At 74.5% G+C, this 21,163-nt stretch carries 21 protein-coding genes; 10 read left to right on the top strand and 11 right to left on the bottom strand.

Going from position 1 to position 21,163, the window contains the following annotated elements; translation table 11 throughout:
• The first annotated feature begins 11 nt into the window (after positions 1-11).
• Genes DVR05_RS11240 through DVR05_RS11220 form a run of 5 tightly spaced genes read left to right on the top strand, consistent with a single transcriptional unit; the run spans position 12 to position 7,049 of the window.
• A complete protein-coding gene (locus DVR05_RS11240) occupies positions 12-1,148 on the top strand; it encodes a gala protein (protein ID WP_116245802.1) in 1,137 nt (378 codons plus the stop codon).
• Positions 1,149-1,183: 35 nt separating this feature from the next.
• Positions 1,184-2,890, top strand: coding sequence for an ankyrin repeat domain-containing protein (locus tag DVR05_RS11235; RefSeq protein WP_157982427.1), 1,707 nt, complete (start codon positions 1,184-1,186; stop codon positions 2,888-2,890).
• Positions 2,887-4,653: an ankyrin repeat domain-containing protein gene (locus tag DVR05_RS11230; RefSeq protein WP_116245800.1), complete on the top strand. Its 1,767-nt coding sequence runs from the start codon at positions 2,887-2,889 to the stop codon at positions 4,651-4,653. The genes DVR05_RS11235 and DVR05_RS11230 overlap by 4 nt, the downstream gene beginning before the upstream one ends.
• On the top strand, positions 4,650-5,825 hold the full coding sequence (locus DVR05_RS11225; RefSeq protein WP_116245799.1) for an AAA family ATPase: 1,176 nt from the start codon (positions 4,650-4,652) through the stop codon (positions 5,823-5,825). The genes DVR05_RS11230 and DVR05_RS11225 overlap by 4 nt, the downstream gene beginning before the upstream one ends.
• A 3-nt stretch (positions 5,826-5,828) precedes the next feature.
• Positions 5,829-7,049, top strand: a complete 1,221-nt coding sequence (locus DVR05_RS11220; protein ID WP_116245798.1) for a VWA-like domain-containing protein — start codon at positions 5,829-5,831, stop codon at positions 7,047-7,049.
• Between the two features lie 113 nt (positions 7,050-7,162).
• Here the strand turns inward: DVR05_RS11220 and DVR05_RS11215 are convergent, their stop codons facing one another.
• Positions 7,163-7,399 carry a hypothetical protein gene (locus DVR05_RS11215; RefSeq protein WP_116245797.1) on the bottom strand — a complete coding sequence of 79 codons (237 nt, stop codon included), beginning with the start codon at positions 7,397-7,399 and terminating at the stop codon, positions 7,163-7,165.
• Between the two features lie 129 nt (positions 7,400-7,528).
• Here DVR05_RS11215 and DVR05_RS11210 point away from each other — a divergent pair, with 129 nt between their 5' ends.
• Both DVR05_RS11210 and DVR05_RS11205 read left to right on the top strand, forming a co-directional pair.
• Positions 7,529-7,951: a YchJ family protein gene (locus DVR05_RS11210; protein WP_116245796.1), complete on the top strand. Its 423-nt coding sequence runs from the start codon at positions 7,529-7,531 to the stop codon at positions 7,949-7,951.
• Positions 7,952-8,207: 256 nt separating this feature from the next.
• On the top strand, positions 8,208-8,576 hold the full coding sequence (locus tag DVR05_RS11205) for an MmcQ/YjbR family DNA-binding protein (protein ID WP_116245795.1): 369 nt from the start codon (positions 8,208-8,210) through the stop codon (positions 8,574-8,576).
• Between the two features lie 152 nt (positions 8,577-8,728).
• Here DVR05_RS11205 and DVR05_RS11200 read toward each other — a convergent pair whose 3' ends face one another.
• A complete protein-coding gene (locus DVR05_RS11200; protein ID WP_157982426.1) occupies positions 8,729-9,277 on the bottom strand; it encodes a hypothetical protein in 549 nt (182 codons plus the stop codon).
• A 224-nt stretch (positions 9,278-9,501) separates the two neighbouring features.
• Here DVR05_RS11200 and DVR05_RS11195 point away from each other — a divergent pair, with 224 nt between their 5' ends.
• The gene (locus DVR05_RS11195) at positions 9,502-10,284 is read left to right on the top strand and encodes a DUF4253 domain-containing protein (RefSeq protein ID WP_116245793.1); all 783 of its coding nucleotides are present in this window, start codon (positions 9,502-9,504) and stop codon (positions 10,282-10,284) included.
• Positions 10,285-10,469: 185 nt separating this feature from the next.
• On the opposite strand, the gene DVR05_RS11190 is transcribed toward DVR05_RS11195, so the two are convergent.
• The 7 genes from DVR05_RS11190 to DVR05_RS11160 form a co-directional block, all read right to left on the bottom strand.
• On the bottom strand, positions 10,470-11,342 hold the full coding sequence (locus DVR05_RS11190) for an alpha/beta fold hydrolase (protein ID WP_116245792.1): 873 nt from the start codon (positions 11,340-11,342) through the stop codon (positions 10,470-10,472).
• A 19-nt stretch (positions 11,343-11,361) separates the two neighbouring features.
• Positions 11,362-11,931, bottom strand: coding sequence for a TetR/AcrR family transcriptional regulator (locus DVR05_RS11185; protein WP_116245791.1), 570 nt, complete (start codon positions 11,929-11,931; stop codon positions 11,362-11,364).
• Positions 11,932-12,203: 272 nt separating this feature from the next.
• Positions 12,204-12,380, bottom strand: a complete 177-nt coding sequence (locus DVR05_RS27890) for a hypothetical protein (protein WP_369974521.1) — start codon at positions 12,378-12,380, stop codon at positions 12,204-12,206.
• A 237-nt stretch (positions 12,381-12,617) separates the two neighbouring features.
• Positions 12,618-14,012, bottom strand: a complete 1,395-nt coding sequence (locus tag DVR05_RS11175; protein ID WP_116245874.1) for an acyl-CoA synthetase — start codon at positions 14,010-14,012, stop codon at positions 12,618-12,620.
• A 161-nt stretch (positions 14,013-14,173) separates the two neighbouring features.
• Positions 14,174-15,340 (bottom strand): hypothetical protein, encoded by a 1,167-nt coding sequence (locus DVR05_RS11170; RefSeq protein WP_116245790.1) that lies wholly within the window; start codon positions 15,338-15,340, stop codon positions 14,174-14,176.
• Positions 15,341-15,687: 347 nt separating this feature from the next.
• Complete coding sequence (locus DVR05_RS11165) at positions 15,688-16,884, bottom strand: hypothetical protein (RefSeq protein WP_116245789.1); 1,197 nt, start codon at positions 16,882-16,884, stop codon at positions 15,688-15,690.
• 58 nt (positions 16,885-16,942) lie between these two features.
• A complete protein-coding gene (locus DVR05_RS11160) occupies positions 16,943-17,545 on the bottom strand; it encodes a TetR/AcrR family transcriptional regulator (protein ID WP_232832083.1) in 603 nt (200 codons plus the stop codon).
• Positions 17,546-17,630: 85 nt separating this feature from the next.
• Here DVR05_RS11160 and DVR05_RS11155 point away from each other — a divergent pair, with 85 nt between their 5' ends.
• Together DVR05_RS11155 and DVR05_RS11150 are read left to right on the top strand one after the other, a co-directional pair.
• Entirely contained in the window at positions 17,631-17,957 is a 327-nt protein-coding gene (locus tag DVR05_RS11155) for a rhodanese-like domain-containing protein (protein ID WP_116245787.1), read from the top strand.
• A 51-nt stretch (positions 17,958-18,008) separates the two neighbouring features.
• The gene (locus tag DVR05_RS11150) at positions 18,009-18,605 is read left to right on the top strand and encodes a histidine phosphatase family protein (protein ID WP_116245786.1); all 597 of its coding nucleotides are present in this window, start codon (positions 18,009-18,011) and stop codon (positions 18,603-18,605) included.
• Between the two features lie 39 nt (positions 18,606-18,644).
• Here the strand turns inward: DVR05_RS11150 and DVR05_RS11145 are convergent, their stop codons facing one another.
• Both DVR05_RS11145 and DVR05_RS11140 read right to left on the bottom strand, forming a co-directional pair.
• Positions 18,645-19,679 (bottom strand): hypothetical protein, encoded by a 1,035-nt coding sequence (locus tag DVR05_RS11145; protein ID WP_116245785.1) that lies wholly within the window; start codon positions 19,677-19,679, stop codon positions 18,645-18,647.
• A gap of 129 nt (positions 19,680-19,808) precedes the next feature.
• Positions 19,809-21,089 carry a sodium:proton antiporter gene (locus tag DVR05_RS11140; protein WP_116245784.1) on the bottom strand — a complete coding sequence of 427 codons (1,281 nt, stop codon included), beginning with the start codon at positions 21,087-21,089 and terminating at the stop codon, positions 19,809-19,811.
• Between the last annotated feature and the right edge of the window lie 74 nt (positions 21,090-21,163).

Raw genomic sequence — 21,163 nt, 5'->3', positions numbered from 1 at the left:
CGGAGTGGTGAATGACCGAACCGACCCCCGTCCGCTGCCCCGCCGTCGAACACCCCGACGCGCCCCCGGCCGACCCAGCCGCGCTCGAACCGCTGCTCGCCCGGTTGGCCGACCCCGCCCCGGTGGCGGCGGACGAGGAGTTCCCCCTCGGCACCCTGCGGTCCGACGGCCGCCTCGACCTGTGCAAGCAGGGGCTCGGCCTGCCCGGCGCGCTCCGCGCCATCCCCGCCGCCACCGCCTCACCGCACGCCGCCCACCTGCTGCTGGGCACCAACGCCGTCGGCACCCCCGGCGCGCGCGCCCTCGCCGACGCCCTCACCCCCGGGCACGGCCTGCACACCCTCTACCTGGGCTGCAACCGGATCGACGCGGACGGGGCGACCGCGCTCGCCGACCGCCTGGCCGACGACGACACCGTCCGCGCCCTGTGGCTCAAGCGCAACCCGATCGGGGACACCGGCGTGCGCGCGCTCGCCGCCGCCCTGGCCCGCAACCACCGGATCCGCACCCTCGACCTGGTCAACACCGGCCTCACCGCCCACGGGCTGCGCGCCCTGCTCGACGTCCTCCGGGACCGTCCGGTGCCCCTGGACCGGATCTTCCTCGGCGGCAACGGCCTGGGGCCCGACACCGCCCCGCTGCTCGCCGCCCTCCTGCGCCAGGCGCGGGTGCGTGAACTGTACGCCCCCGCCAACCACCTGGGCGACGCGGGCGCGACCGTGATCGCCGCCGCCGTCGACCCCGACCGTCCGGTCACGCTGGGCCTGGGCGGCAACGGCATCGGCCCCGACGGCGCACTGGCCCTGGCGGACGCGCTCGGCGGCATCGAGGCGCTCGACCTGGGCCGCCCGCCCTCCGAACGCACCCTGGGCGCCCCCGCCAACGCCACCGGCGACGAGGGCCTGGCCGCGCTGGCCGCCGCCGTCCCCGGCAGCCCGCTGCGGCGGCTGGAGGTACGCCACACCGGCATCACCCACAGGGGAGCCTCCCGGGTGCTCGCCGCGGTGGCCGGCGGCAGCCGTCTGGAGTACGTGGGGCTCGGACCGGGCGTCCCCCGCAGGACCAAGCGCGCCATCGCCCCGTTCCTGAACCCCGCCGCCCCCGCCGCCGACGACGACGTCCGGATGATCGCGAGTCGGTACCGGTGACGTGGTGGCTCGGCCACGCGGCGGCGTATACCGCCATGACGCGGCGGGTGCGCCGGTACGCCGTACCCGGGTGGATGATCGAGCGGGCGACGGAGCGTCGTCTGGCCGGTGACTGGCGTGGGGCGTGCGCGGCCGCGGGTGTGGACGTGGCCTTCGACCTGGCCGGGGTGGCCAACGAGCACGGGAGCGCCTTCGCCGCCGCGTTGGCGGACGATCTGCGACACCTGGCCCCCGACCTGGTCCGCTGGCACGCGCCACGGTACGGACCGGACCGGGGCACGCTCGCTCCCCGCCGGACCGTGCTCCTGTCCCGGCCCGGCGCGGGAGCGGCGGTACCGGCCGACGCGCCCGTCCTCGCCCTGGACACGCCCCGCGGGGCGTGGGACGCCCCGCAGCGGATGACCCTCCGTCTCCGGAGCCGGGAGCGCTCGTCGGGCGACGACGGCCTCCCCTCCGTGTACGGGTACGAGGCGAGCGGGCCCACCCCGCAGATCTGGACCGAGGCCCGCCACCTGTGGGACGCCCGGCGCGCCGGTGAGCTGCGCGAGCGCCTGGGCGGGAGCGCGCTGCGGGCGCCGTTCCTCAACCCCGACGGCACACCCCGCCCGGCCGCCGACCTGCCCTCGGCCGACCCCGGCCGCGACGACCCCGCCGCGTTCACCGAGTGGGTCACCCAGCTGGAGGAGCGCGGTGACGCCGGGGCCGCGCTCGCGGCGGCGGGCGTGGACCTGGACCGGGCGCGCCCCGGCTCGGGGCGCGGGTGGCGGCCCGACCCCGCAGCCTCGCTCTCCGCGGCGCACGTGGCGCTGGACCTCCTGGAGGCGGAGGCGCGGCGGCTCGCCGCCGGAGGGTACGGCGACCGCTACTGGGCCCGTCTCTCCTCCGGCACGCTGCTGCTCGACGTCTCCGGCCGGACATCCCGCCTGGGGGTCGGCGTCGGGCTCCGCGGCGGCGACCTGGGCGACGCCGTGCGCCTGCCCGACGCCGCCTGGCGGCGTTCGTGCGACCTCGACCTCCTGCGCGACGGCACCCTGGGGATCGACGACCTCCATCCGCTGGTGCGCGGGGCCCTCGCCCCGGCCGCCCCCGCCCCGACCGGACCGGTGGGGCCGCCGGAGCCCGAGCCGCCCGCTCCGGTGCGGGTCCGCTGCCGGGGCGTGTGGCACGAGGTGGTGTCCGCCGACGGGGAGCTGCGCGTCCCGCACAGTCGGCAGGAGATCGAACGCGAGGCCGCCCTCCGGGCCTTCGGCGGCGGCAGCCCGGGCTGTTTCACGGTGCGGGAGCGGTGGACGAGCGGCGGAGGCTGGTTGCCCAAGGCGCTGCGCGCCCAGCGGCTCGACCTGTTCGAGCGGGTGCTGCACGGCGACACCCCCGGCGTCCTGCGGCTGGTGGAACTCGGGGTGGACCCGCGGATCCGGGACGGGGCGCGGCGCACGCTGCTGCACCACCTGAGCCGCCTCGACCACGGGGTGATGCTGCCGCTGCTGCTGGAGAAGGGGCTGGACCTGGAGTCCGAAGACCGCCTCCGGCGCACCCCGCTGTTCGCCGCCGCCTACGAGTACGGCTCGCCCGACCTCGTCCGGGCCCTCCTCGCCGCCGGCGCGCGTACCGAGGCGATCGGGCTGTGGGACGAGGACGGCGGGGAGCAGACCTCCCTGGCCGACGTGCTCGAAGCCCGGCTCCGGCTGGGGCGGGGCACCGAACCCGAACAGGAGTGGACCGACCTGCTGGAGGACGGATGAACGCCGTGTCGGCACGGGCGCGGAGGCTGGCCCGGGAGCGGGAGCGGATCGCCTGGCTGCGCGCGATCCGTCGCTACGCCGTACCCGGGTGGATGATCGAGCGGGCGACGGAGCGTCGTCTGGCCGGTGACTGGCGTGGGGCGTGCGCGGCCGCGGGTGTGGACGTGGCCTTCGACCTGGCCGGGGTGGCCAACGAGCACGGGAGCGCCTTCGCCGCCGCGTTGGCGGACGATCTGCGACACCTGGCCCCCGACCTGCTCCGCTGGCACCTGCCCCGGATCGCCCGGTCACGCACCACGCTCGTCCCCGACCAGACGGTCGTGCTGTCGGCGCGCGGCACCGCCGAGGAGGCACCCCGCCTGGTGGTGGGCACACCCTCCTGGGCGGTGCACGGAGCGCAGCGGCTGACGCTGACGCTCGACGACGCGACCGCCCCCCACAGCGGCCGGTTCACGACCGCTCTGAACACCGACTGGCCCTACGCCGTCTTCTGGCGCAACGTCGAGCACCCCTGGACGGCCGCACGCCACCTGTGGGACGTCCGGTACGCCGCCGAACTGGGCGAACGCCTGGGCGGCGACGGGAGGCGCGTGCCGTTCCTCAACCCCGACGGCACACCCCGCCCGGCCGCCGACCTGCCCTCGGCCGACCCCGGCCGCGACGACCCCGCCGCCTTCACCGAGTGGGTCACCCGGACCTACGAACGCGGGGACGTCCTGGCCGCCCTCGCCGCCGTGGGGGTGGCGGTCGACACCGCCCCCGTGACCCAGGAGTGGCTCCAGGGCGAGGTCGACCCGGTCGAGGAGCTGCGGCGCCTTCCGCTCGACCCGGTCCGGCTCGGCGCCGAGGCGCGGAGGCTGGCCGCGGCGGGCCACGGGGACCGGTTCTGGATCCCCAACGGCGTGCGCACCGTGATCAGGGTGGACCTCGACGGGCCGGACCGGGCGCGGCTGCGGGTCGCGCCCCACGACCTCCAGCCCCCCGGGGACGCCGTTCTGCTGCCTGAGGTGTGCTGGCAGAGGTCGCCCGACATCGACCTGCTGCGCGACGGAAGGACACCGCTCGACGAACTGCACCCCCTGGTGCGCGGGGCCCTCGCCCCGGCCGCCCCCGCCCCGACCGGACCGGTGGGGCCGCCGGAGCCCACCCCGCCCGCCCCGGTGCGGATCCGCTGCCAGGGGGCGTGGCACGAGGTGGCCTTCACCGGCGGGGAACTGCGCCTCCCGCACACTCGGGAGGAGGAGGACCGCGAGGCCGCCCTCCAGGCCCTCGGCGGGCGTGGCGCGGGCTGCTTCGCCGCCCGCGAGGCGTGGCGGACGGGGAGGGGACGGCTGCCCCGGGCCCTGCGCGCCCAGCGCCGCGACCTGCTGCGGCGGATCCAGCACGGCGACGTCCCCGGGGTCCTGCGTCTCCTGGACGCCGGGGTGGACCCGTGCGTGTGCGACCGGCTCGGCCGCACCCCGCTCCACCTGCTGTACCGGATCGACCACGAGGACCTGTTGCCCAGGCTGCTGGCGGCCGGGCTCGACATCGAGGCCCTGGACGAGGAGGAGCGCACACCGCTGTTCACCGCCATCGCCGAGCACGGATCGGAGCGGCTCGTCCGGGACCTGGTGGAGGCGGGCGCACGGGTCGACGTCATCGGCATGGTCAACGGCGCGGAATTCACCCTGCCGATGCTCGTCGACTGGCGGGAGCGGCGCGAACTGTCGTGGCTCGCCGACAGGATCGTGGCGGACCACCCCGACCTGGAGGAACTGTGACCGATCCCCTGGCCGCCGCCGACGACCTCAACCGGGAGCTGTCGCGCCGCCGTACCGAGCCCGCCGACAGCGTCCAACTGGAGGCGCTGGCCCTCGCCGTCACGGCCAACCTGCCCGTCCTGCTGTGGGGAGAACCGGGCATCGGCAAGTCCGCCGGGCTGGAACAGCTCGCCGCCGGGCTCGGCGTCCCGCTGGAGACCGTCATCGCCAGCGTCCACGAGCCCTCCGACTTCTCCGGGCTCCCCGTCATCGGGGACGACCCCGCCGCCTCCGGCGTGCCCATGGCCCCGCCCGACTGGGCGGTGCGGCTGTCCCGGGCCGGACGCGGCGTGGTCTTCTTCGACGAACTCTCCTCCGCCCCGCCCGCGGTCCAGGCCGCCCTGCTGCGCGTCGTCCTCGAACGCCGGGTCGGCAGCCTGACCCTGCCCGAGCCGATCCGCGTCGTGGCCGCGGCCAACCCGCCCGCCAGCGCCGCCGACGGCTGGCACCTCAGCCCGCCGCTGGCCAACCGGTTCGTCCACCTGCACTGGACCCACGACGCCCGCGTGGTGGCCCGCGGTATGACCGGGGTGTGGCCGACCGTCCCGATCCGCCGCGTCGACCCCGCCGCCGCGCCCTCCGCGACCGCCCGGGCCCGCGGCGCGGTCTCCGGCTTCCTCAGCGCCCGCCCCGGACTGGTCCACCACCTGCCGGGCGACGCCGAGGCCCGGGGCGGCGCCTGGCCGTCCCCGCGCACCTGGGAGATGGCGCTGCGGCTGCTGGCCGCCGCCCACGCCACCGGCACCGGGCGGGACGCGCTGGCCGCCGCGCTGGTCGGCGCGGTCGGCGACGGCGCGGGCCTGGAGCTGCTCACCTACCTGGAGGAACTCGACCTGCCCGACCCCGACCGGGTGCTCGCCGACCCGGACGCCTTCGCCCTGCCCGAACGCGGGGACCGGCAGCTGGCCTTCCTCACCGCCGTGGTCGCGGCCGTGGAGTCGGACCTGACCCGGCGCCGCTGGGAGTCGGCCTGGACCGTGCTCGCCAAGGCCGTGGACGCGGGCGCGCCGGACGTCGCCGCCCGGGCCGCCACCGACCTGGCGGCGCTGCGCGACGCCGACTGGCCGGTTCCGGAGGGGATCGACGCCTTCCTCGACCTGCTCCGGCTGTCCGGGGCGCTCACCGGCGGCTGACCCGTGGACACGACCGACCGGGTCGCCGACCTGGACCGCACGAAGCTGCTCGCGGCCCGCTACCGCGCCGCCACCGCCCGGCCCTACCTGGCCTCGGCGCTGTACTCACTGACCGCGGTGCCCAGCACCCGCGTGCCGACCATGGGCGTGGACCGGCACTGGCGGTGCTACGTCCGTCCGGAGTTCGTGGCCGCCACCCCCGTACCCGAACTCGCCGGGGTGTGGATCCACGAGGTGTCCCACCTGCTGCGCGACCACCACGGGCGGGCCGACCGGCTCCCGGCCGCACGCCGCGCCGACCCGCTGCGCGTCAACATCGCCCAGGATTGCGAGATCAACGACGACCTGGTCGCCGACGGTCTCGACCTACCCTCCGGGGCGGTCCTGCCCGCCGCCTTCGACCTGCCCGAGGGGCTGCTGTTCGAGGAGTACCTGCCGCGCCTGCCCCAGATCCACCGTCGCACCGACTGCGGATCCGGCGCCCACGGACATCCCGCCGACTGGGAGGACGGCACCGCCGCGGGCGGCGTCACCGGGGTGGAGGCCGACGCGCTCCGCCGCGCCACCGCCGAGGCCATCCGCGCCCACCAGCGGTCCCGGGGCTCCGTGCCCGGCGGTTGGCGGCGATGGGCCGAACGGATCCTGGAACCGACCGTGGACTGGCGGACGGTCCTGGCGGGCGCGGTCCGCGAGGCCGTCGCCTGGGCCAGCGGCGCGGCCGACTACACCTACCGCCGCCCCTCCCGCCGCTCCGCCTCCCTTCCACGCGTGGTGCTGCCGAGCCTGCGGCGACCGGTGCCCCGGGTCGCGGTCGTCATCGACACCTCCGGCTCCATGGGGGAGGACGACCTGGCCGCCGCCCTGGCCGAGGTGACCGGGGTGCTGCGCCAGGTCGGGGTCGGCGGCGAACGGCTGACCGTGCTGGCCTGCGACGCCGACGTCCAGGCGGCCTCGCGGGTGACCAGCGCCGAACAGGTGGAGCTGGCCGGGGGCGGCGGCACCGACATGCGGGCCGGTGTCCGGGCGGCGCTCTCCTCGCCCGCACGGCCGCAGGTGGTCGTCGTGCTCACCGACGGCCACACGCCCTGGCCGGACGAACCCGTCTCGGCCCGGCTCGTCGCCGCGCTCATCGGCCCCGACGCCCCGGCCCCGCCGCCGTGGGTGGAGCCGGTGCGCGTGGGCGAGGTCGTCCGGGGCGCCTCCGCGGACCGTGACCCGGGCTGACGGCACCGCCCCGCGACGCCCGTTCGGGGCGGGCGGAGGGGCGGACCCCGCCGGTGCCCTGGGAGGCCCCCGCTGAGGGGGACTCCCAGGAGCCTCCCAGGAGCCTCGCGCGCCTACTTGCCGCGCAGGATCTGGTCGACGCGTGCGGGGCTCACCCCGAGCAGCTCACCGACCTGGCGCAGCGTCCGCCCCTGCCGCAGCTCCGCGGCGGCGTCGGCGCGGACGGCCTTGACCCGGGTCTGCGCGTCTTTGAGCGCGTCGATGAGGGCGGCAGCGGTCCTGGTGCGCTCGACGGGGTCAGGGATGTCGCGGAGGCGATCGATGAGGTGGGTGAGTTCGGTGGTGTCCATGCCCCGACTCTAGGAAGCCCGGACGGCCGTCGGGGTGTTCGCCGGTGGCCTGTTGCGGCCAGCTGTACGGTTCGGCTCCCCGCGCCGCGTGTCGCCTCCGCGGCCCGGGAAGCGTGCTTGACTGGGGAGATGTCCAAGCGCAGCCCACGCACCCAGTCGTCCCGCCCCCGCGCCGCCGAGCCCTGCCCCTGCGGGCGGGAGGCCGTCTACCAGGACTGCTGCGGGCGCCTGCACGCCGGGACCGCCTCCGCCGCCACCGCCGAGGACCTGATGCGCTCGCGCTACAGCGCCTTCGCGGTCGGCGACGACACCTACCTCCTGCGCAGCTGGCACCCCGACACCCGGCCGGACCGCCTCGACCTCGATCCCCGCACCCGCTGGGTCGGCCTGGAGATCCTCGGGACCACCGGCGGCACCCCCTTCCACACCGAGGGCACGGTCGAGTTCCGCGCGGTGTACCGGGAGGGCGGGCGGGAGGGCGAGCTGCGCGAGCACAGCCGGTTCACCCGCCACGAGGGGGCCTGGGCCTACCTCGACGCCCTGCCGGAGTGACCGTTCCCCGGGAGCGGGCCCACGTCAGATGGATCCGCGTCGTCCGCACCCGCGTCGACCGGACGTCGTCGGACGCTCCGGACGGTGCCGGGCACCCCGTCTCCCGCCCCGACCAGCTATGGAAGCGCCTGGAGGAGACGGACATCCAACCCGCGGACGGTCGAGGGCGGGCGGCCGGGCTCCTGCGGCTCCGGTCTCGCGGCCATGAGCCCTCACCCGATACCGATGTGTCGTCGGTGTGTGGTTGTCTGCTCGTATGGGTGTGGAGATCGGGCGGTTCCTGCGGTTGGTGAGGGCGTTGCCGGGCTGTGAGCCGGGGGAGTCGGAGCAGTACACGACGTTTCGGGTGCGCGGTAAGCTGTTCGGCTACCTGTGGCCGCGCACCGCCACAGTGGGGTTGAAGCAGACCCTGCTGGAGCAGGCGGCGCTCGTGGCGGAACGTCCCGAGGTGTTCGAGGTGCAGTTCACCGCGGGCGGGTTCGGCTGGGTGGTGGTCCACCTGGACGGGATCGACCTAGACGAGCTCAGCGAGCTCACCCTGGAGGCCTGGTACCTGACCGTGCCCGAGGACATGCGGGACGCCGCGCCGACCCCCGAGTCCCTGGCCGAGGTCTCAGCCGGGTGATCAGTCGGCCACCACATCCCCTCCTGGAAGAAAAGTCCTCCGGGGAGATCTTTCGGAGCCCACCTCGGATCGTGCGGGCACGCTCCGGGCTGGTCACCGTTCCATGCACGGGAGATCCGACGGGTGCGGGACGGATTGTCCACAGGGCTGGGTCAGGGGTTGGGGCGAGGATGCCCCGGACCTCGCACGGCCCTCCCGTCGCGGCCGCTGAGCCTGCACAGCCAGGAAGCCGAGACCTCATCCAACTCTCCGGGGGCTCCGTCCCCTGACAGCACCGGCCACGCGGCGTGGATCACCAGGTGGTCTCCGGGGCGCGCGTCCCGTACGGCGACGCGGACGTCGTCACCGTCCCCGCCCTGATACCAGCACTTCCCGGAGGCATCCCCGAAGGAACACAGGGTCTCGGTGCCGTTCTCCTGGTCCGGGATTCCGTCCGCACCCACCTCGGGATAGGAGTAGACCACCACACGCATGGGGATCTGGGCGGTGTCGAACACGAACTCGACGACCGGCCCCGGGGCGGAGGGGGAGCGCGGCCAGGTGACCGCGTCTCCGGGCTCCTCGAAGGGGCCGCCCCGGTCGGTCCAGTCCACGGCGACCCTGGCCAGCTCGAACCCGCCCCGGTCACCACCCAGGTACAGGCGTGGCGGCTCCTTCGGCGCGTCGATCATGTGGTCGGGAAGATAGGGGATTCCGGGCACTGTTTCCTCCTCGGGTGACGGTCGGTGTTCGCTGGCCACCAGCATTCCGCGCTTTCGGCGCTTCGGGTTTTCCCGACACACTGACCCCTGGGACTCGTCCGGTTTCATCACCACGCCGGATCACGGTGGAATCCGATCGCGCCGTTCACCGTCAGGTCGGTGATGTCCATTGACCTGACGGTGAACGTCATGGAACGTCAGCCCGGCCCCCTACCGTGACGGCCATGAACCCTCACGAGTCGCTGTCCGTTCCGCTTCCCTCCGGTCGCGTGCTCGCCTCCGACGACGGGGAACCCTTCTTCTGGATGAGTGACGAACCCGCGCCGGTCGGCCTGTGGTCCCGGCTGCTCGTCGAGTCCCCGCGTTCGGGGTGGTGGCCGCTGCTGCTGGAGGACGTCGACCGCGACCCGCTCCGGTTCACGGAGGCGTTCGCGCCCGGGCGGTCCACCCCGCTCGCCCGCCACGATCCGGCCGAGCTCCTCGCCGGGTGGTGGGCACAGTACGTCAGTCCCTTTGAGCCCGATACGGAGGAGGCGGCCCCCCGTCCGGAGACCGCCCCCTTCGGCACAAAGTGGCCCGGAACGGTTCCCGCCGTGTCCCTGGCGGAGGGCGCGGCCGAGGAGACGGCCGCCGAGCGCGCCGAACTCCTGGTCGAGCACGTGTCCGGGCAACGCCTGGGCCTGGTGCGGGCCTCCTCGGGGGCGGAGGCCCTGCTCGCGTGCGGATGGTCCGGCCCGCTCAACTACGACAACGACACCGCGGCGTTCGCCGCCGTCGTGGCCGACTGGGAGCGCCGCTTCGGCGCGCGGGTCCTGGGGCTGGGATTCGACGCCCTGACGCTGAGCGTCGCCTCCGTGCCCACCGACCTGGACCGGGCGCTGCGCGTGGCCGCCGAGCACTTCGCGTTCTGCCCGGACAACGTCTGGCAGGGCGGCAGCCCCCACACTCTCCGGGGCTACGCCGAACGCCTCGTCGACCGCCCTGTCTGGACCTTCTGGTGGGACTGACACGGGCGGTCCGGCGCTGTGACTCCCCGAACGGGAGTGTGGTCACCCCCGCCTCGCCATATCGAAACGGACAGGACGTGAGCTTCGGCCCGAAGGACACGGGCCGCTGGCCGGAAGGGCTCCTGGCCCTGCCGGGGCGGGGCTGGTGGGCGCCTTGTCCGGGGCGCCTCGCTCCGTGCCGGTGGTCAGGGTGTTTCCAGGAGCGCTTTAAGCGCGTCGGCGAACTGTGTGGGGCGTTCGACTGGCCCGAGATGGCCTCCGGGGAGTTCGGTCAGGGGGAGATCGAGTCGGGTGGCCAGGGCGGCCGCGGTCCGGTAAGGCAGCTGGCCGCGTGAGTCGATGCCGGCCACGGGGACGAGCCGCCTGGAGTGCGCGTCCAGTGCGGCCAGGTCGGGTTCGTGGGTGGTGAACGGGACCAGGATGTGTTCCAGCATGACCGGCTGAAGCTCACCGAGGCGGGTGAGGAGTTCTGACAGCGCGGGGCCGGGTGGTTCGGGCTCGGTGTCGGCGTAGCCGTCGAGCCAGGCGCCGGTGTGGCGGAGTTCGGGGGTCTCTGTGTCGCCGTCGGGGGCGGTCATCGCGGCGGTCATGAGCGCTTGGGCTTCGGCCAGCCCCCTGACGCGGGCGGTGGCGCGGACTGATTCGAGCGCGGCGCGGTGGTGCTCGGCGTCCGGCAGCAGGTTGACCAGCGGCGGTTCGTGGACGATGGCGAGGCGGACGTGGCCGGGGCGGCGGGTCAGCAGTTCGAGGGCGGTGATGGCACCGGAGCTGAAGCCGAACACGACCGGCGGTTCGGTGAACAGTTCCTCGATCACGCCGAGGGCGTCCTCGGCGTGGGACTCGGGGTGCTGGTCGCCGAACACGGTGTCGGGCTGCGTGGAGGCCACGCGGCTGGACATGGTGACGACGTCGTAGCGGTCGACCAGGCGCGAGGCGAGTTGGCCGAGCATGCCGCCGTGTCCCACACCGCCGGGGATGAGCAGCAGCGGTGGACCGTGGCCACGGCGGTCGTAGTCCACGGTGGCGGCGTTCAGGGTGAGGGTGGCGCTGGTGGGCACGAGACGTTCCTGTCCGGGTTCAGATCTGTGACCAGTTGGTCAGGGTGTGGTGGAGTGCGTTGACCGCGCGTTGCCACGAGGCGTCCAGATCGCGGTCGGCGGTGAAGCCGCCGACGGCCTCCAGGTCGCTGAAGCCGTGGAAGGTGCTGCGCAGTAGTCGGACCGCGTCGGTGGCGTCCGGTTCGACCAGGTCGTAGCCGCGCAGTAGCGCGTAACACGCTTCGATGATGCGCGTCACCCCGGTGGAGGCGGCGAGCCTCTCGGGCGACACCGGGTACCGGGTGGCGGCGTACCGGCCCGGATTCCCGGTCGCGAACGCCCGGTAGGCGTCGGCGAAGGCTGTCAGGGCCGCGTGGCCGGATCGTCCGGCCACCGCCCGGCCCAGGGTGTCGGCCCATTCGTCGTGTGCCAGCAGGGCCACGCTCTCCAGGAGGTCGGTCAGGCCCCGGACGTGCGTGTACAGGCTGGCGTCTCGGACGCCGAACCGTTCCGCGAGCACCGCGAGCGTCAGGTGGTCGAACCCGATCTCGTCAGCGAGGTCGGCGGCGGCGGACACCAGTGTGTCCCGGGTGAGTCCCACACGCGGCATAACATTCCTAATAGCCCTAGGTTTTTTCCTATTATCCTTAGGATGTGATGTGAGGGCAAGGGGTTTGTCGTCCACCCACACGGGGCGAAGCCGCCGCCAACAGGTTCCCGACCCCGGTTCCCGCGGCAGCCGCTCCCGGTAGGAGGTACGGTCAGGACCTCTTGACGGCGGAGCCGACCGGGATTGGTCCCGGTCCGCGCCGAGCCTTCGGGCGGACCGGCGAACCTCATCACGTACCGCCTGGTGGGGTGAGCCGTGGCGCGGCGTCGGCCTCACCGGTCGTGGAAGCCGGTGAGATCGACGTCGGGTGCGTCGGTGTACACCACACCGCGCTCGGGCGGTATGGGCTCGCCGGAGGCGGCGTCGGTGCAGTGGGCGTCGAACATCCGCGCCTCGTCGAGGGGGATCAGGCACCGGTCGGCGATCGTCCAGCCGCGCACCAGCGTCATGGGGACGTCGACCCCGTCGGGCGGTGTGTGGGAGACCCGATCGGTGAAACTGCGCGGGACCAGGGCCGCCGTCGGGTGCGCAGGGTCAGCAGGTGGCGGTCGTGGGGCAGGCCGTTGAGGACGGCGCGCAGCAGGGTGCGGGCGCGAGGAGAGAGCATGCTTGGAGTATGCGCGCCCCGACCCGGCCGGATCGGGTTGTCCACAGGGCGGATCGCGCCTCCCCTGGCCCAGCGAGGGTCAACGCCCCCCGTCGACCAGGAGCTTCTTCTGCACCTTGCCCATGGCGTTGCGCGGCAGCGCCTCCACCACCCGCACCTCGCGCGGGCGTTTGTGGACGGACAGACGCGCGGCGACGAAGTCGATGACCGTCGCCGGTTCGACGCCGTCGCCCACCAGGTAGGCGACGATCCGCTGGCCGAGGTCGTCGTCGGGCTCGCCCACCACGGCGGCCTCCCGCACCGAGGGGTGGCCGAGCAGCGCCGCCTCGACCTCGCCCGCGCCGACCCGGTACCCGCCGGTCTTGATCATGTCGACCGACATCCGACCCACGATCCGGTGCCAGCCCCGTCCGTCCAGGACCGCCGCGTCGCCGGTGCGGAACCAGCCGTCGTCGGTCCACGCCGCCGCCGTGGCCTCCGGCAGGCCGAGGTAGCCGTCGAAGAGGGTGGCGCCGCGCACCTGGAGTTCCCCGATCGACTCCCCGTCCGACGCGACGGGCTCGCCGTGCTCACCGCGCAGCCGCGACTCCACACCCGGCAGCGCCGTCCCCACCCAGCCGGTGCGGCGCGGGGCGTCGGCACGGGCGGCGACGGTGATCAGCGACTCGGTCATCCCGTACCGCTCCACCGGGCTGTGGCCGACCAGCGCGCGCAGGTCGTCGGCTACCGGGTCGGGGAGGGGAGCGCTGCCGGACACCAGCAGTCGGGTCCCGGCCAGGGCGCGGGCGCTGTCGGGGTCGCGGGCGATCCGCGACCACACGGTCGGGACGCCGAAGAACAGGGTGCCGCCCTCCTTCGCGGAGGCGGCGTAGGCGGCGGGGGTCGGTCGGACGGTGTGCACGAGCGGGCTTCCCACCCGCAGGGCGCCCAGCACGCCCAGGACCAGACCGTGCACGTGGAACAGCGGCAGGCCGTGGACCAGCACGTCGTCGGGGGTCCAGGACCAGGCGTCGGCGAGACCGTCCAGGCAGGCGGCCATCGCTCCCCGGGAGATCACGACCCCCTTGGGCGGGCCGGTGGTCCCCGAGGTGTACAGGATCAGCCCAGTGGACTCGGGGGAGGGCTCGGGGAACACGGTGGAGGAGCGCTCGGCCGGATCGACGGGGACCGCGGGCAGTTCGACGCCGTCCTGCGGCTCGCCCAACCACAGGGCGGCACCGGAGTCGCGCACGATGTGGCGGCGCTCGGCCATCCCGGAGTCGGAGGGCACCGGGACCACGGGAACCCCCGCCAGGAGGCCGCCGACCACCGCGACCACCGTCCGCAGCGACGCCTCCCCGTGCACGGCCACGGCGTCGGCTCCGGCGATCCGGGCGGCCACGGCCGCGGCCGCGGACCAGAGCCCCTCACGGTCGAGGCCCTCGTCACCGACCCGCACCGCGGGCCCGTCGCCCGTTCCGGAACCCAACAGCATGTCTCGTCCCCGTCCGTCGTCCGTGCCCGATCCGGTCGCGAGCCAGTACACCACACCCCGAAGCGCGGGCCACGGGCAGGCAGATCGTCCACAGGTCGCCCACGTCCAGGGACGGGGCGAACGACGAACGGGCCCGTGGCCCGGGAGGAGGTCACGGGGCCTCACGGCACCGGGGACGGGGCGGTCACCCCCTGTGACGCCCGTGTCCGCCTCCGGGTTGCGCGCGGGTGCGGGGGCATGGGCTCACCGGGCACCGTGCGGCAGGGGCGATCGCAGGCGCGGCAGGTGCCGCCGGGGGTGTTGCGGATCCCCGGATGGTCGGGGCAGGTGCGCGCCGCCTTCCCGGACGAGTCGAGGACGAACGCCGGAGGGTCGGCGGGGGGATCCGGTTCCCCCGCCGGGAGCGGTGGGGGAGGTGGGGGCGCCGTCGCGCCGGACCGGGGGCGGGGGATGGCCGGGATCGGGGCCGGTCGCTGTCGGTCGACCCCCTGACCGAGGCGTCCGTCGAGGTAGGCGCGCGCGTCCTCGGGGCTGCGCAGACGCCGCATGAGCGCGGGGAAGGGGCGGCGTGCGCTCGTGGCGTCACCGAGCACCATGGTCAGCTCGCCGGGGGTGAGCCCCTCGTCCAGGACCCTGCGCGCGGCCCGGTCCAGGGTGATCCGGTCGGCGCGGGGGTCGCGCAGGACCGCGTCGGGGATGCGCGCGAGCTGGGGCGCGGTCGGGCAGTCGGCGGCCTTCGCCGCCACGCTCCCGTCCTGTGGTTCCCGTGCCCGGACGGACGGAGAGGAGTCATGGGAAAAAGAGTCGGTGACGGAAAGGTCTGTGGGTCGATCTGAGGCGTCGGGGGCGTCAACGTGACGGGGCGGGGGTTCACGATGACGGGTCGTTCCCGCCCCCGGGTGGGGGCGGGAGTTCGCGTCGAGGGGCTCCTCGCCCGTCTCGGCGCGCACCTCGTTGATCTTGGCCAGGGCCCGGTCCGGGAACGCGGACGCGGGGATCATCAGCTCCACGACGTCGGGGAGGCGGTCGGCCGATCGGACGCGGGAGGCCACGTCCTCGGCGAAGAAGTCGCGGACCTGGTGGCGGGGCAGTCGCCGGATGAGCGCGGCCTCCTCCAGGTCGTTCAGGGCGCGGCCGACGGTGGAGGTGCTCACGTGGCCGCCGCAGCGCCGGATGATGGTGTCCCGGTGCAGGAAGCACCAGCGCCCGTCGGGGTCCACGGCGCCCGCGATGGCCAGGGCGACCAGGCACGCGCGCGAGTTGGGCAGCAGCCCGTCGTTGATGGCCTGGGTCAGCCAGAACAGGGGGACGAACCCGACCTCGCTCATGACGCCCCTGTCCCGCTTGCGGGGGGCGGGCGCGCAGGTGGAAGGTGGGACCGGAATCCGGGTTTCGGCCTTGGCATCGGGGCAGGGGGCAGTAGACTGCACGGCAGCCGCCTTCCTGGGCTCTTGCAGGAGGGATGGTCAGAGCCCGGAGCCGGTGTTGGCGCACCGACCGGGCTCGCATTCTTTTCGGGACCCACCGTAGCGGGACGAACACGGGTTCGGGCGGTTTCGGGGAAACGGGGGAGGGTTCGCCCGGGCCGGACCCCGGACCCCGGACCCCGTCGACGACGTGGGGCCGCCCGGAACACCGGACGGCCCCACGTCGCGTCAGGGGATGCCCACCCGGGTCAGGGGTTCGCGTCCCCGTGGGCGGGGCCGGGGCGCAGCCCGAACGGCACGCCCAGTCCCGTGAGCCAGCCGCCCTCCTCCAGGAGCCGGAAGATCTCCCTGGTCACCTCCTGGTCCGGGGCCTGGCGGGGCGGCCAGCCGAACTCGTCGGAGACCATGGCCCAGCTCGGGCCGTGGCCGTGCTCGTCGCGGTAGTCCGCCACCCACCGGGCGACCTGCGCCTCCCGTCCGGCGAGCAGGTTCCGGGCGCGGTCGGGGACGGGGACCTCGGCGGGGGTGGTGGCGGGGGCGGCCCTGGGCGGGGTCGGCGGAGGGAAGGGCCTGGGCGCCATCGGCATGGTCAGTTCGGTCAGCCGCGCGTGGAGGGTGCCGTCCGCCACGCGCAGATCCTGGATCCAGTCGAGCCGCAGCAGCCACTCGGCCAGCTCGGTGACCTCGTCGGGGCCGCCGGTCAGGGCGCACGCCGCCACGACCTCGTCCACCGGCAGGCGGATGTGCCCGTCGCTGTCGGCCTGGGCGGGGAGGTAGGCCGCCACCAGGCGCAGACGGTTGGGTTTCTTGCGCATCTTCTTGTGGGTGAGGCTGCGGGTCACCCAGCCGGAGGCGCGTGAGCGCACGCCGTTGCCGACGTCCCACGGGTTGCCCTGCAGGTCGGGCAGGCCGCACCGGGCGATGTTGGAGGGTTCGGCGTTGATCGCCCGCTCGGGTGTGGTGTCGAGCCAGCCGGACGAGATCAGCGTGGTCAGGGCGGCGTGCGCGTCCTCCATCCGCAGCGACCGCACGTCCTGCCCCGTCATGTTCGCGTAGCCCTTGATCGCACCGCGCAGGGCGCAGGTGAGCGCGAGCAGGCGGCTGTCGGGGTCGTCGCCGACCGCCTTGCGCGTCAGGTACGCCCACACCTCGCGCAGGAAGGCGGACTGGAGTTCGTTGAGCGGCAGCGGGCCGGGCTTGTGCGGTTTCTTGGGGGCCTCCCGCTGCCGTCGGATGTGCTCCAGCTGCTTCCTCTTGCGCTCCTTCTTGGTCGAGGGCTTCCTGCGGTTGGCCCAACCGGGCGGGGTGCTGATCCCGAGTTCGGCGCAGCGCGCGCACTCCATCGCCGCGGCCAGGTCCTCGTTGGGCTTGTGGAACCGGGGCTGGGGGACCTTCGCGGGGCGGGAGGAGACGTGCACGTCACTGGTCACGGTGCGTTGCGTCATGTGAGGAGGGTAGCGACGATTCGGCGCCTGTTGTCCGCGATCCACGGAATCGGACGGCCTACGGGGCCGCCGTCGGCCCGAACAGCGCGCCGACGGCGGCCGCGACCCCGGCGCGGATCCGGTCCCAGCTGTATCCGTGTTCGCGCAGTTCGGCGTTGAGGTCGGCGTCGACCATCCCGAGCATGACGTGGGCGAGGTGGTCGGGGTCGGGACGGTCGGCGCACAGGATCGCCAGGTGTCGGTGCCAGAACACGTAGGACCCCACCCGGTAGCGGGCGCCGGGCGCGGCCGTCTCCGACAGCCGGACCAGGTCCAGGTGGTCGGCCAGGTGGGTGAGGTAGGCGTCGAAGAAGGCCAGCGCGCGGTCCCGGGCGGGCGCGCCCGGCCCCAGGGGTGGATCGCCGAAGACGATCCGCTCCTGGAGCCGCCGTTCGCGCTCGTCCAGCAGGGCGGCGACCAGACCCGACTTGTCGCCGAACCGGCGGAAGACCGTCCCCTTGCCGACCTCCGCCGCGCGGGCGACGGCGTCGACGGTCAGCGCCTCCACACCCCCCTCCGTGAACAGGCGCGCGGCGGCGTCCAGGACCCGGGCCCGATTGCGTGCGGCGTCGGCCCGCTCCCGGGGTGGTCGGCTCAGTACCCGAAGCAGTTCGTCGTTCACGGGGACCAGCCTACTAGACAAACGGACTCTGGTCCGGTTATGTTCGTTCCTGCAAGCGGACCGCAGTCCGGATAGGAGAGGAACCATGACCGCACTCATCAGCCGCGAGGAACTCAAGAGGCACATCGACGCCGGGACGGTGACCGTGGTGGACGCCCTCGGCGGCACCTACTACGAACAGCAGCACCTGCCCGGCGCCGTGGCCCTGGTCGCCGACGAGGTGGCCGACCGCTCCGCCGAGGTGCTGCCCGACAAGGACGCCCTCATCGCCGTCTACTGCTCCAACCCCGCGTGCGGGAACAGCCAGGCCGTGGCCACCGCCCTGGAGGGGCTCGGCTACACCCGCGTGCGCAAGTACCGCGAGGGGATCCAGGACTGGGTGGAGGCCGGTCTGCCCGTCGACAAGGGCTGAGCCGACGCGTCACGGGACCGTCCACGCGCCCGGTGCGGCAGGATCGGTGTCATGGGTGAACTGGTGCTGATCAGACACGGCCAGACCGAGTGGAGCCGGGCGCGGCGGCACACCGGGCGCACGGACCTTCCCCTGACCGGGGAGGGGGAGCGGGAGGCCGAGAGCCTGCTCCCCCTCCTCGCCGGGCGCGACATCGACCTGGCGGTGACCAGTCCGCTCCGGCGGGCGGCGCGCACCGCCGAGCTGGCGGGGCTGGGGGAGGCGGTTCCGGACCCGGACCTCATGGAGTGGGACTACGGCGGATACGAGGGGATCACCACCGCCGAGATCCTGCGCGAGCGGCCGGGCTGGAACCTGTGGACCGACGGGGTGCCCGAGGGCGACGCTGAGCACCACGGGGAGAGCGTCGAACAGGTCGGGGCGCGCACCGACCGGGTGCTGGCGGCGGTGTCGCTGATCCTGGGCGACGGCACCGGACCCGACGTCGCACTGGTGGCGCACGGCCACGTCCTGCGGGTGCTCACCGCGCGCTGGTTGGGGCTGGCCCCCGCCGACGGCGCGCTGTTCCGGCTGGACACCGGGACCGTGAGCACGCTCGGCCGCGAACACGGCCGCCCCGTCATCACCTCCTGGAACCGGACCGCCTGAACGGGAGGGCGCCGGGGCGGACACACCGGACGGGCCGGTTCACGTCCGCGACGGCGGGCGCCCCCCACCGGGCGCCTCCCCGGGGTCCCCACCGGGTTCCTCGCTCACCACCAGCTCCGGCTCCGGACCCGTCGGGCGCGACAGCACGCGCTCGCGCACCTCGGCGAGTCCGCGCGAGCGCTCCGCGATGCTGGTCAGGCGGTCGTCGAAGGGAGCGACGGTCAGCGGAACCCCCCTGAGCCTCGCGCCCGTGCGCACCAGCGATCGGATCTCCGGCTTGACCGCCATGAACAGGGCCGCCGCGGGGCCGCCGTCCAGCCGACCGGTGCGCCACAGCAGCCTGCCGTACTCGATGTGGCAGGGCAGGAGGCCGAAGCCCGCCTCGTCCGCCGCCCGGTCGAACTCCTCCATGTCCTTCCGGCCCTCCTCGCGCTCGGCGCGGGTGACGGCCGTCAGCGTGAGGACCGAGACCACGTCGACGGCCTTGGCGGCGATCCAGGCCCGGCCCGGGACCGGGGGCAGGAGCCCGGTCACACTGTCGCTGACCATGTCCAGTCCGCTGGTCAGGAGGATGTCGCTGGTGCGGCGGGCCTGGATCTGGCGGACCCGCTTCCAGGGGACGGCGGAGCCGTCGAAACCGACCGCCTCCACGCCGACCTCGACGGCGCCCAACCGGTCCAGCAGGCCGAGCAGGCGCCGTACCGGGCGCGGCGGTTCCCACGCCGCCTCGATGACCGAGCCGACCGACAGCCGGAACGGCTCCTCCCCCGGCTCCGAGGGCACCTCCAGACGGTCGAGGACGTCGGTCACCCACGCCATCTCATGCAGCGACTCCCTGATCTCCTGAGCCGCCTCGGCCATCTCCGCGCTCCTGTCCCGGGCCCTGCGAGCGGCCTCGCCCGCCCTCTCGTTCGCCCTCCGGGTGGCCTCGGCGCCGCGCCCCCCGGCCGCGCGGACCACGTCCGCGCCGCGCCCGGCGATCGGGGAGGCGTGTCGGGACGCCGAGTCCCGAGCGGTTCCGGCGGTCCTCCTCGCCGTGTCGGACGCTGACGCCAGGCGGTCCTTCCAGCCCATGAGGTTCTCCTGAGGGTTCGGGGGAGTGCGGGGCACGGCACGCGGGAGGACACCACCTATAGCGCAACCCCTGGTGGGAGGGGAACACCCCCCGGGCCGGACCGGGGAGGGGCGATGGAGGAGCGTCGGTCAACCGTCGGTGTCCTGGTCCCGGGGACCGTGCCACCGGTGGTGGTGCACGGTGACGTCCAGGTGCTCGGGCGCCTCCGGACCGTAGCGGCCCGCGCGGCGGCCGAACGAACGCGCCCACGGGGCGGCCGTGATCCCGTGCGCGTACACACTGACCAGGACGGTCACCCCCGCGACCAGGAGAATCCGGTCCGCCTCGGCGATGTCGCCCTCGTCGACCACGAGCAGGGCGAACACGATCGACGCCAGCCCGCGCGGGCCGAACCAGCCCAGGAAGCACACGGTCTCCGGACGCAGTCGCGCGCCGAGGGTCGCCACGGCCACGGCGAGGGGGCGCACCACCGCCAGGCTCAGCACCGCGTACACCAGGGCCCTGGTGTCGACCTCACCGAGCCGGGGGCCGATGACCGCGGCCCCGAACAGGGTGAACGTCATCAGGGTGAGGAGTTCGCCCTCGCGTTCGGCGAACTGGTGCACGAACGCCCGTTGCTGCCTGGCCAGCGCCCCGAACACCAGGCCCGCGACGAACGCGGCCAGGAAACCGCTGCCCGTCGTCACCTCGGCGCCCGCGTAGGACAGTCCGGCGACGCCGACCGAGAACAACCGCCGGTGCGTCGCGCTGACCCACCCGGCGGCGTCGGCCCGGGTGATCGCCCACGCGCCGATCCCGCCCGCGGCGACACCGACCAGCGCCCCCACCCCGATCTGTCCCGCGGTGAAACCCACCCACGACCACGTGGACCCGCCCAGCCCCTCCGAGGCGGCGGCGAGCGCGGCGAACACCATGACGGCGGGCAGGGCGACACCGTCGTTGAGCCCGCTCTCGACGTTGAGGCTCTGCCGGATCCGGACGGGCAGACGCCGGTCGGAGATCATCGCCTGCCCCAGGGCCGCGTCGGTCGGCGCGAGCACCGACGCCAACAGCGCCGCACCCGCCAGGCCGAGCCCGGGCAGGACCCAGTGGGCGGCCGCCGCGCCCAGGGCGATCCCGACCGGCATGCCCACCCCGAGCAGGAGGAGGGGCAGGTGGTACTCGCGTCGCAGCACCCCAAGGTCGATACGCACGGCGTCGGTGAACAGGACGAGAGTCAGGGCCGCCTCGGTCAGGACGCGGACCACGGTGCTGGTGGCGCCGACGCCCAGCAGGTCCAGCCCTCCGGCGCCGAGCACCAGGCCACCGGTCGTGAACACCATCGGCGCCGTCAGGGACGTCCCCTGCGTGCGGCCCGAGACCAGCGCGTAGCCGAGCAGCAGCACGGCGAACGCGATCACGTCCGTCACCCGACCACCTCCCCCCGGCGGCGTACCGACACCGATCGTGCCAGCGGGGGCCGGGCGAGGCGAGCACCCCACGC

The organism is Nocardiopsis sp. FIRDI 009, assembly GCF_003386285.1.
Classification (GTDB): domain Bacteria; phylum Actinomycetota; class Actinomycetes; order Streptosporangiales; family Streptosporangiaceae; genus Nocardiopsis.
The sequence above is the reverse complement of the archived record's forward strand: the minus strand, read 5'-3'. Positions and strand labels throughout refer to the sequence as shown.

What these genes read in the sequence shown, in the direction of transcription:
- DVR05_RS11240 (WP_116245802.1), top strand. Translation starts at nt 12, where the DNA reads ATGACCGAACCGACCCCCGTCCGCTGCCCCGCCGTCGAACACCCCGAC.
- DVR05_RS11235 (WP_157982427.1), top strand. Translation starts at nt 1,184, where the DNA reads ATGACGCGGCGGGTGCGCCGGTACGCCGTACCCGGGTGGATGATCGAG.
- DVR05_RS11230 (WP_116245800.1), top strand. Translation starts at nt 2,887, where the DNA reads ATGAACGCCGTGTCGGCACGGGCGCGGAGGCTGGCCCGGGAGCGGGAG.
- DVR05_RS11215 (WP_116245797.1), bottom strand. Translation starts at nt 7,399, where the DNA reads ATGGACACCACCGAACTCACCCACCTCATCGATCGCCTCCGCGACATC.
- DVR05_RS11210 (WP_116245796.1), top strand. Translation starts at nt 7,529, where the DNA reads ATGTCCAAGCGCAGCCCACGCACCCAGTCGTCCCGCCCCCGCGCCGCC.
- DVR05_RS11205 (WP_116245795.1), top strand. Translation starts at nt 8,208, where the DNA reads ATGGGTGTGGAGATCGGGCGGTTCCTGCGGTTGGTGAGGGCGTTGCCG.
- DVR05_RS11195 (WP_116245793.1), top strand. Translation starts at nt 9,502, where the DNA reads ATGAACCCTCACGAGTCGCTGTCCGTTCCGCTTCCCTCCGGTCGCGTG.
- DVR05_RS11185 (WP_116245791.1), bottom strand. Translation starts at nt 11,931, where the DNA reads ATGCCGCGTGTGGGACTCACCCGGGACACACTGGTGTCCGCCGCCGCC.
- DVR05_RS27890 (WP_369974521.1), bottom strand. Translation starts at nt 12,380, where the DNA reads ATGACGCTGGTGCGCGGCTGGACGATCGCCGACCGGTGCCTGATCCCC.
- DVR05_RS11175 (WP_116245874.1), bottom strand. Translation starts at nt 14,012, where the DNA reads ATGCTGTTGGGTTCCGGAACGGGCGACGGGCCCGCGGTGCGGGTCGGT.
- DVR05_RS11170 (WP_116245790.1), bottom strand. Translation starts at nt 15,340, where the DNA reads ATGAGCGAGGTCGGGTTCGTCCCCCTGTTCTGGCTGACCCAGGCCATC.
- DVR05_RS11165 (WP_116245789.1), bottom strand. Translation starts at nt 16,884, where the DNA reads ATGACGCAACGCACCGTGACCAGTGACGTGCACGTCTCCTCCCGCCCC.
- DVR05_RS11155 (WP_116245787.1), top strand. Translation starts at nt 17,631, where the DNA reads ATGACCGCACTCATCAGCCGCGAGGAACTCAAGAGGCACATCGACGCC.
- DVR05_RS11150 (WP_116245786.1), top strand. Translation starts at nt 18,009, where the DNA reads ATGGGTGAACTGGTGCTGATCAGACACGGCCAGACCGAGTGGAGCCGG.
- DVR05_RS11145 (WP_116245785.1), bottom strand. Translation starts at nt 19,679, where the DNA reads ATGGGCTGGAAGGACCGCCTGGCGTCAGCGTCCGACACGGCGAGGAGG.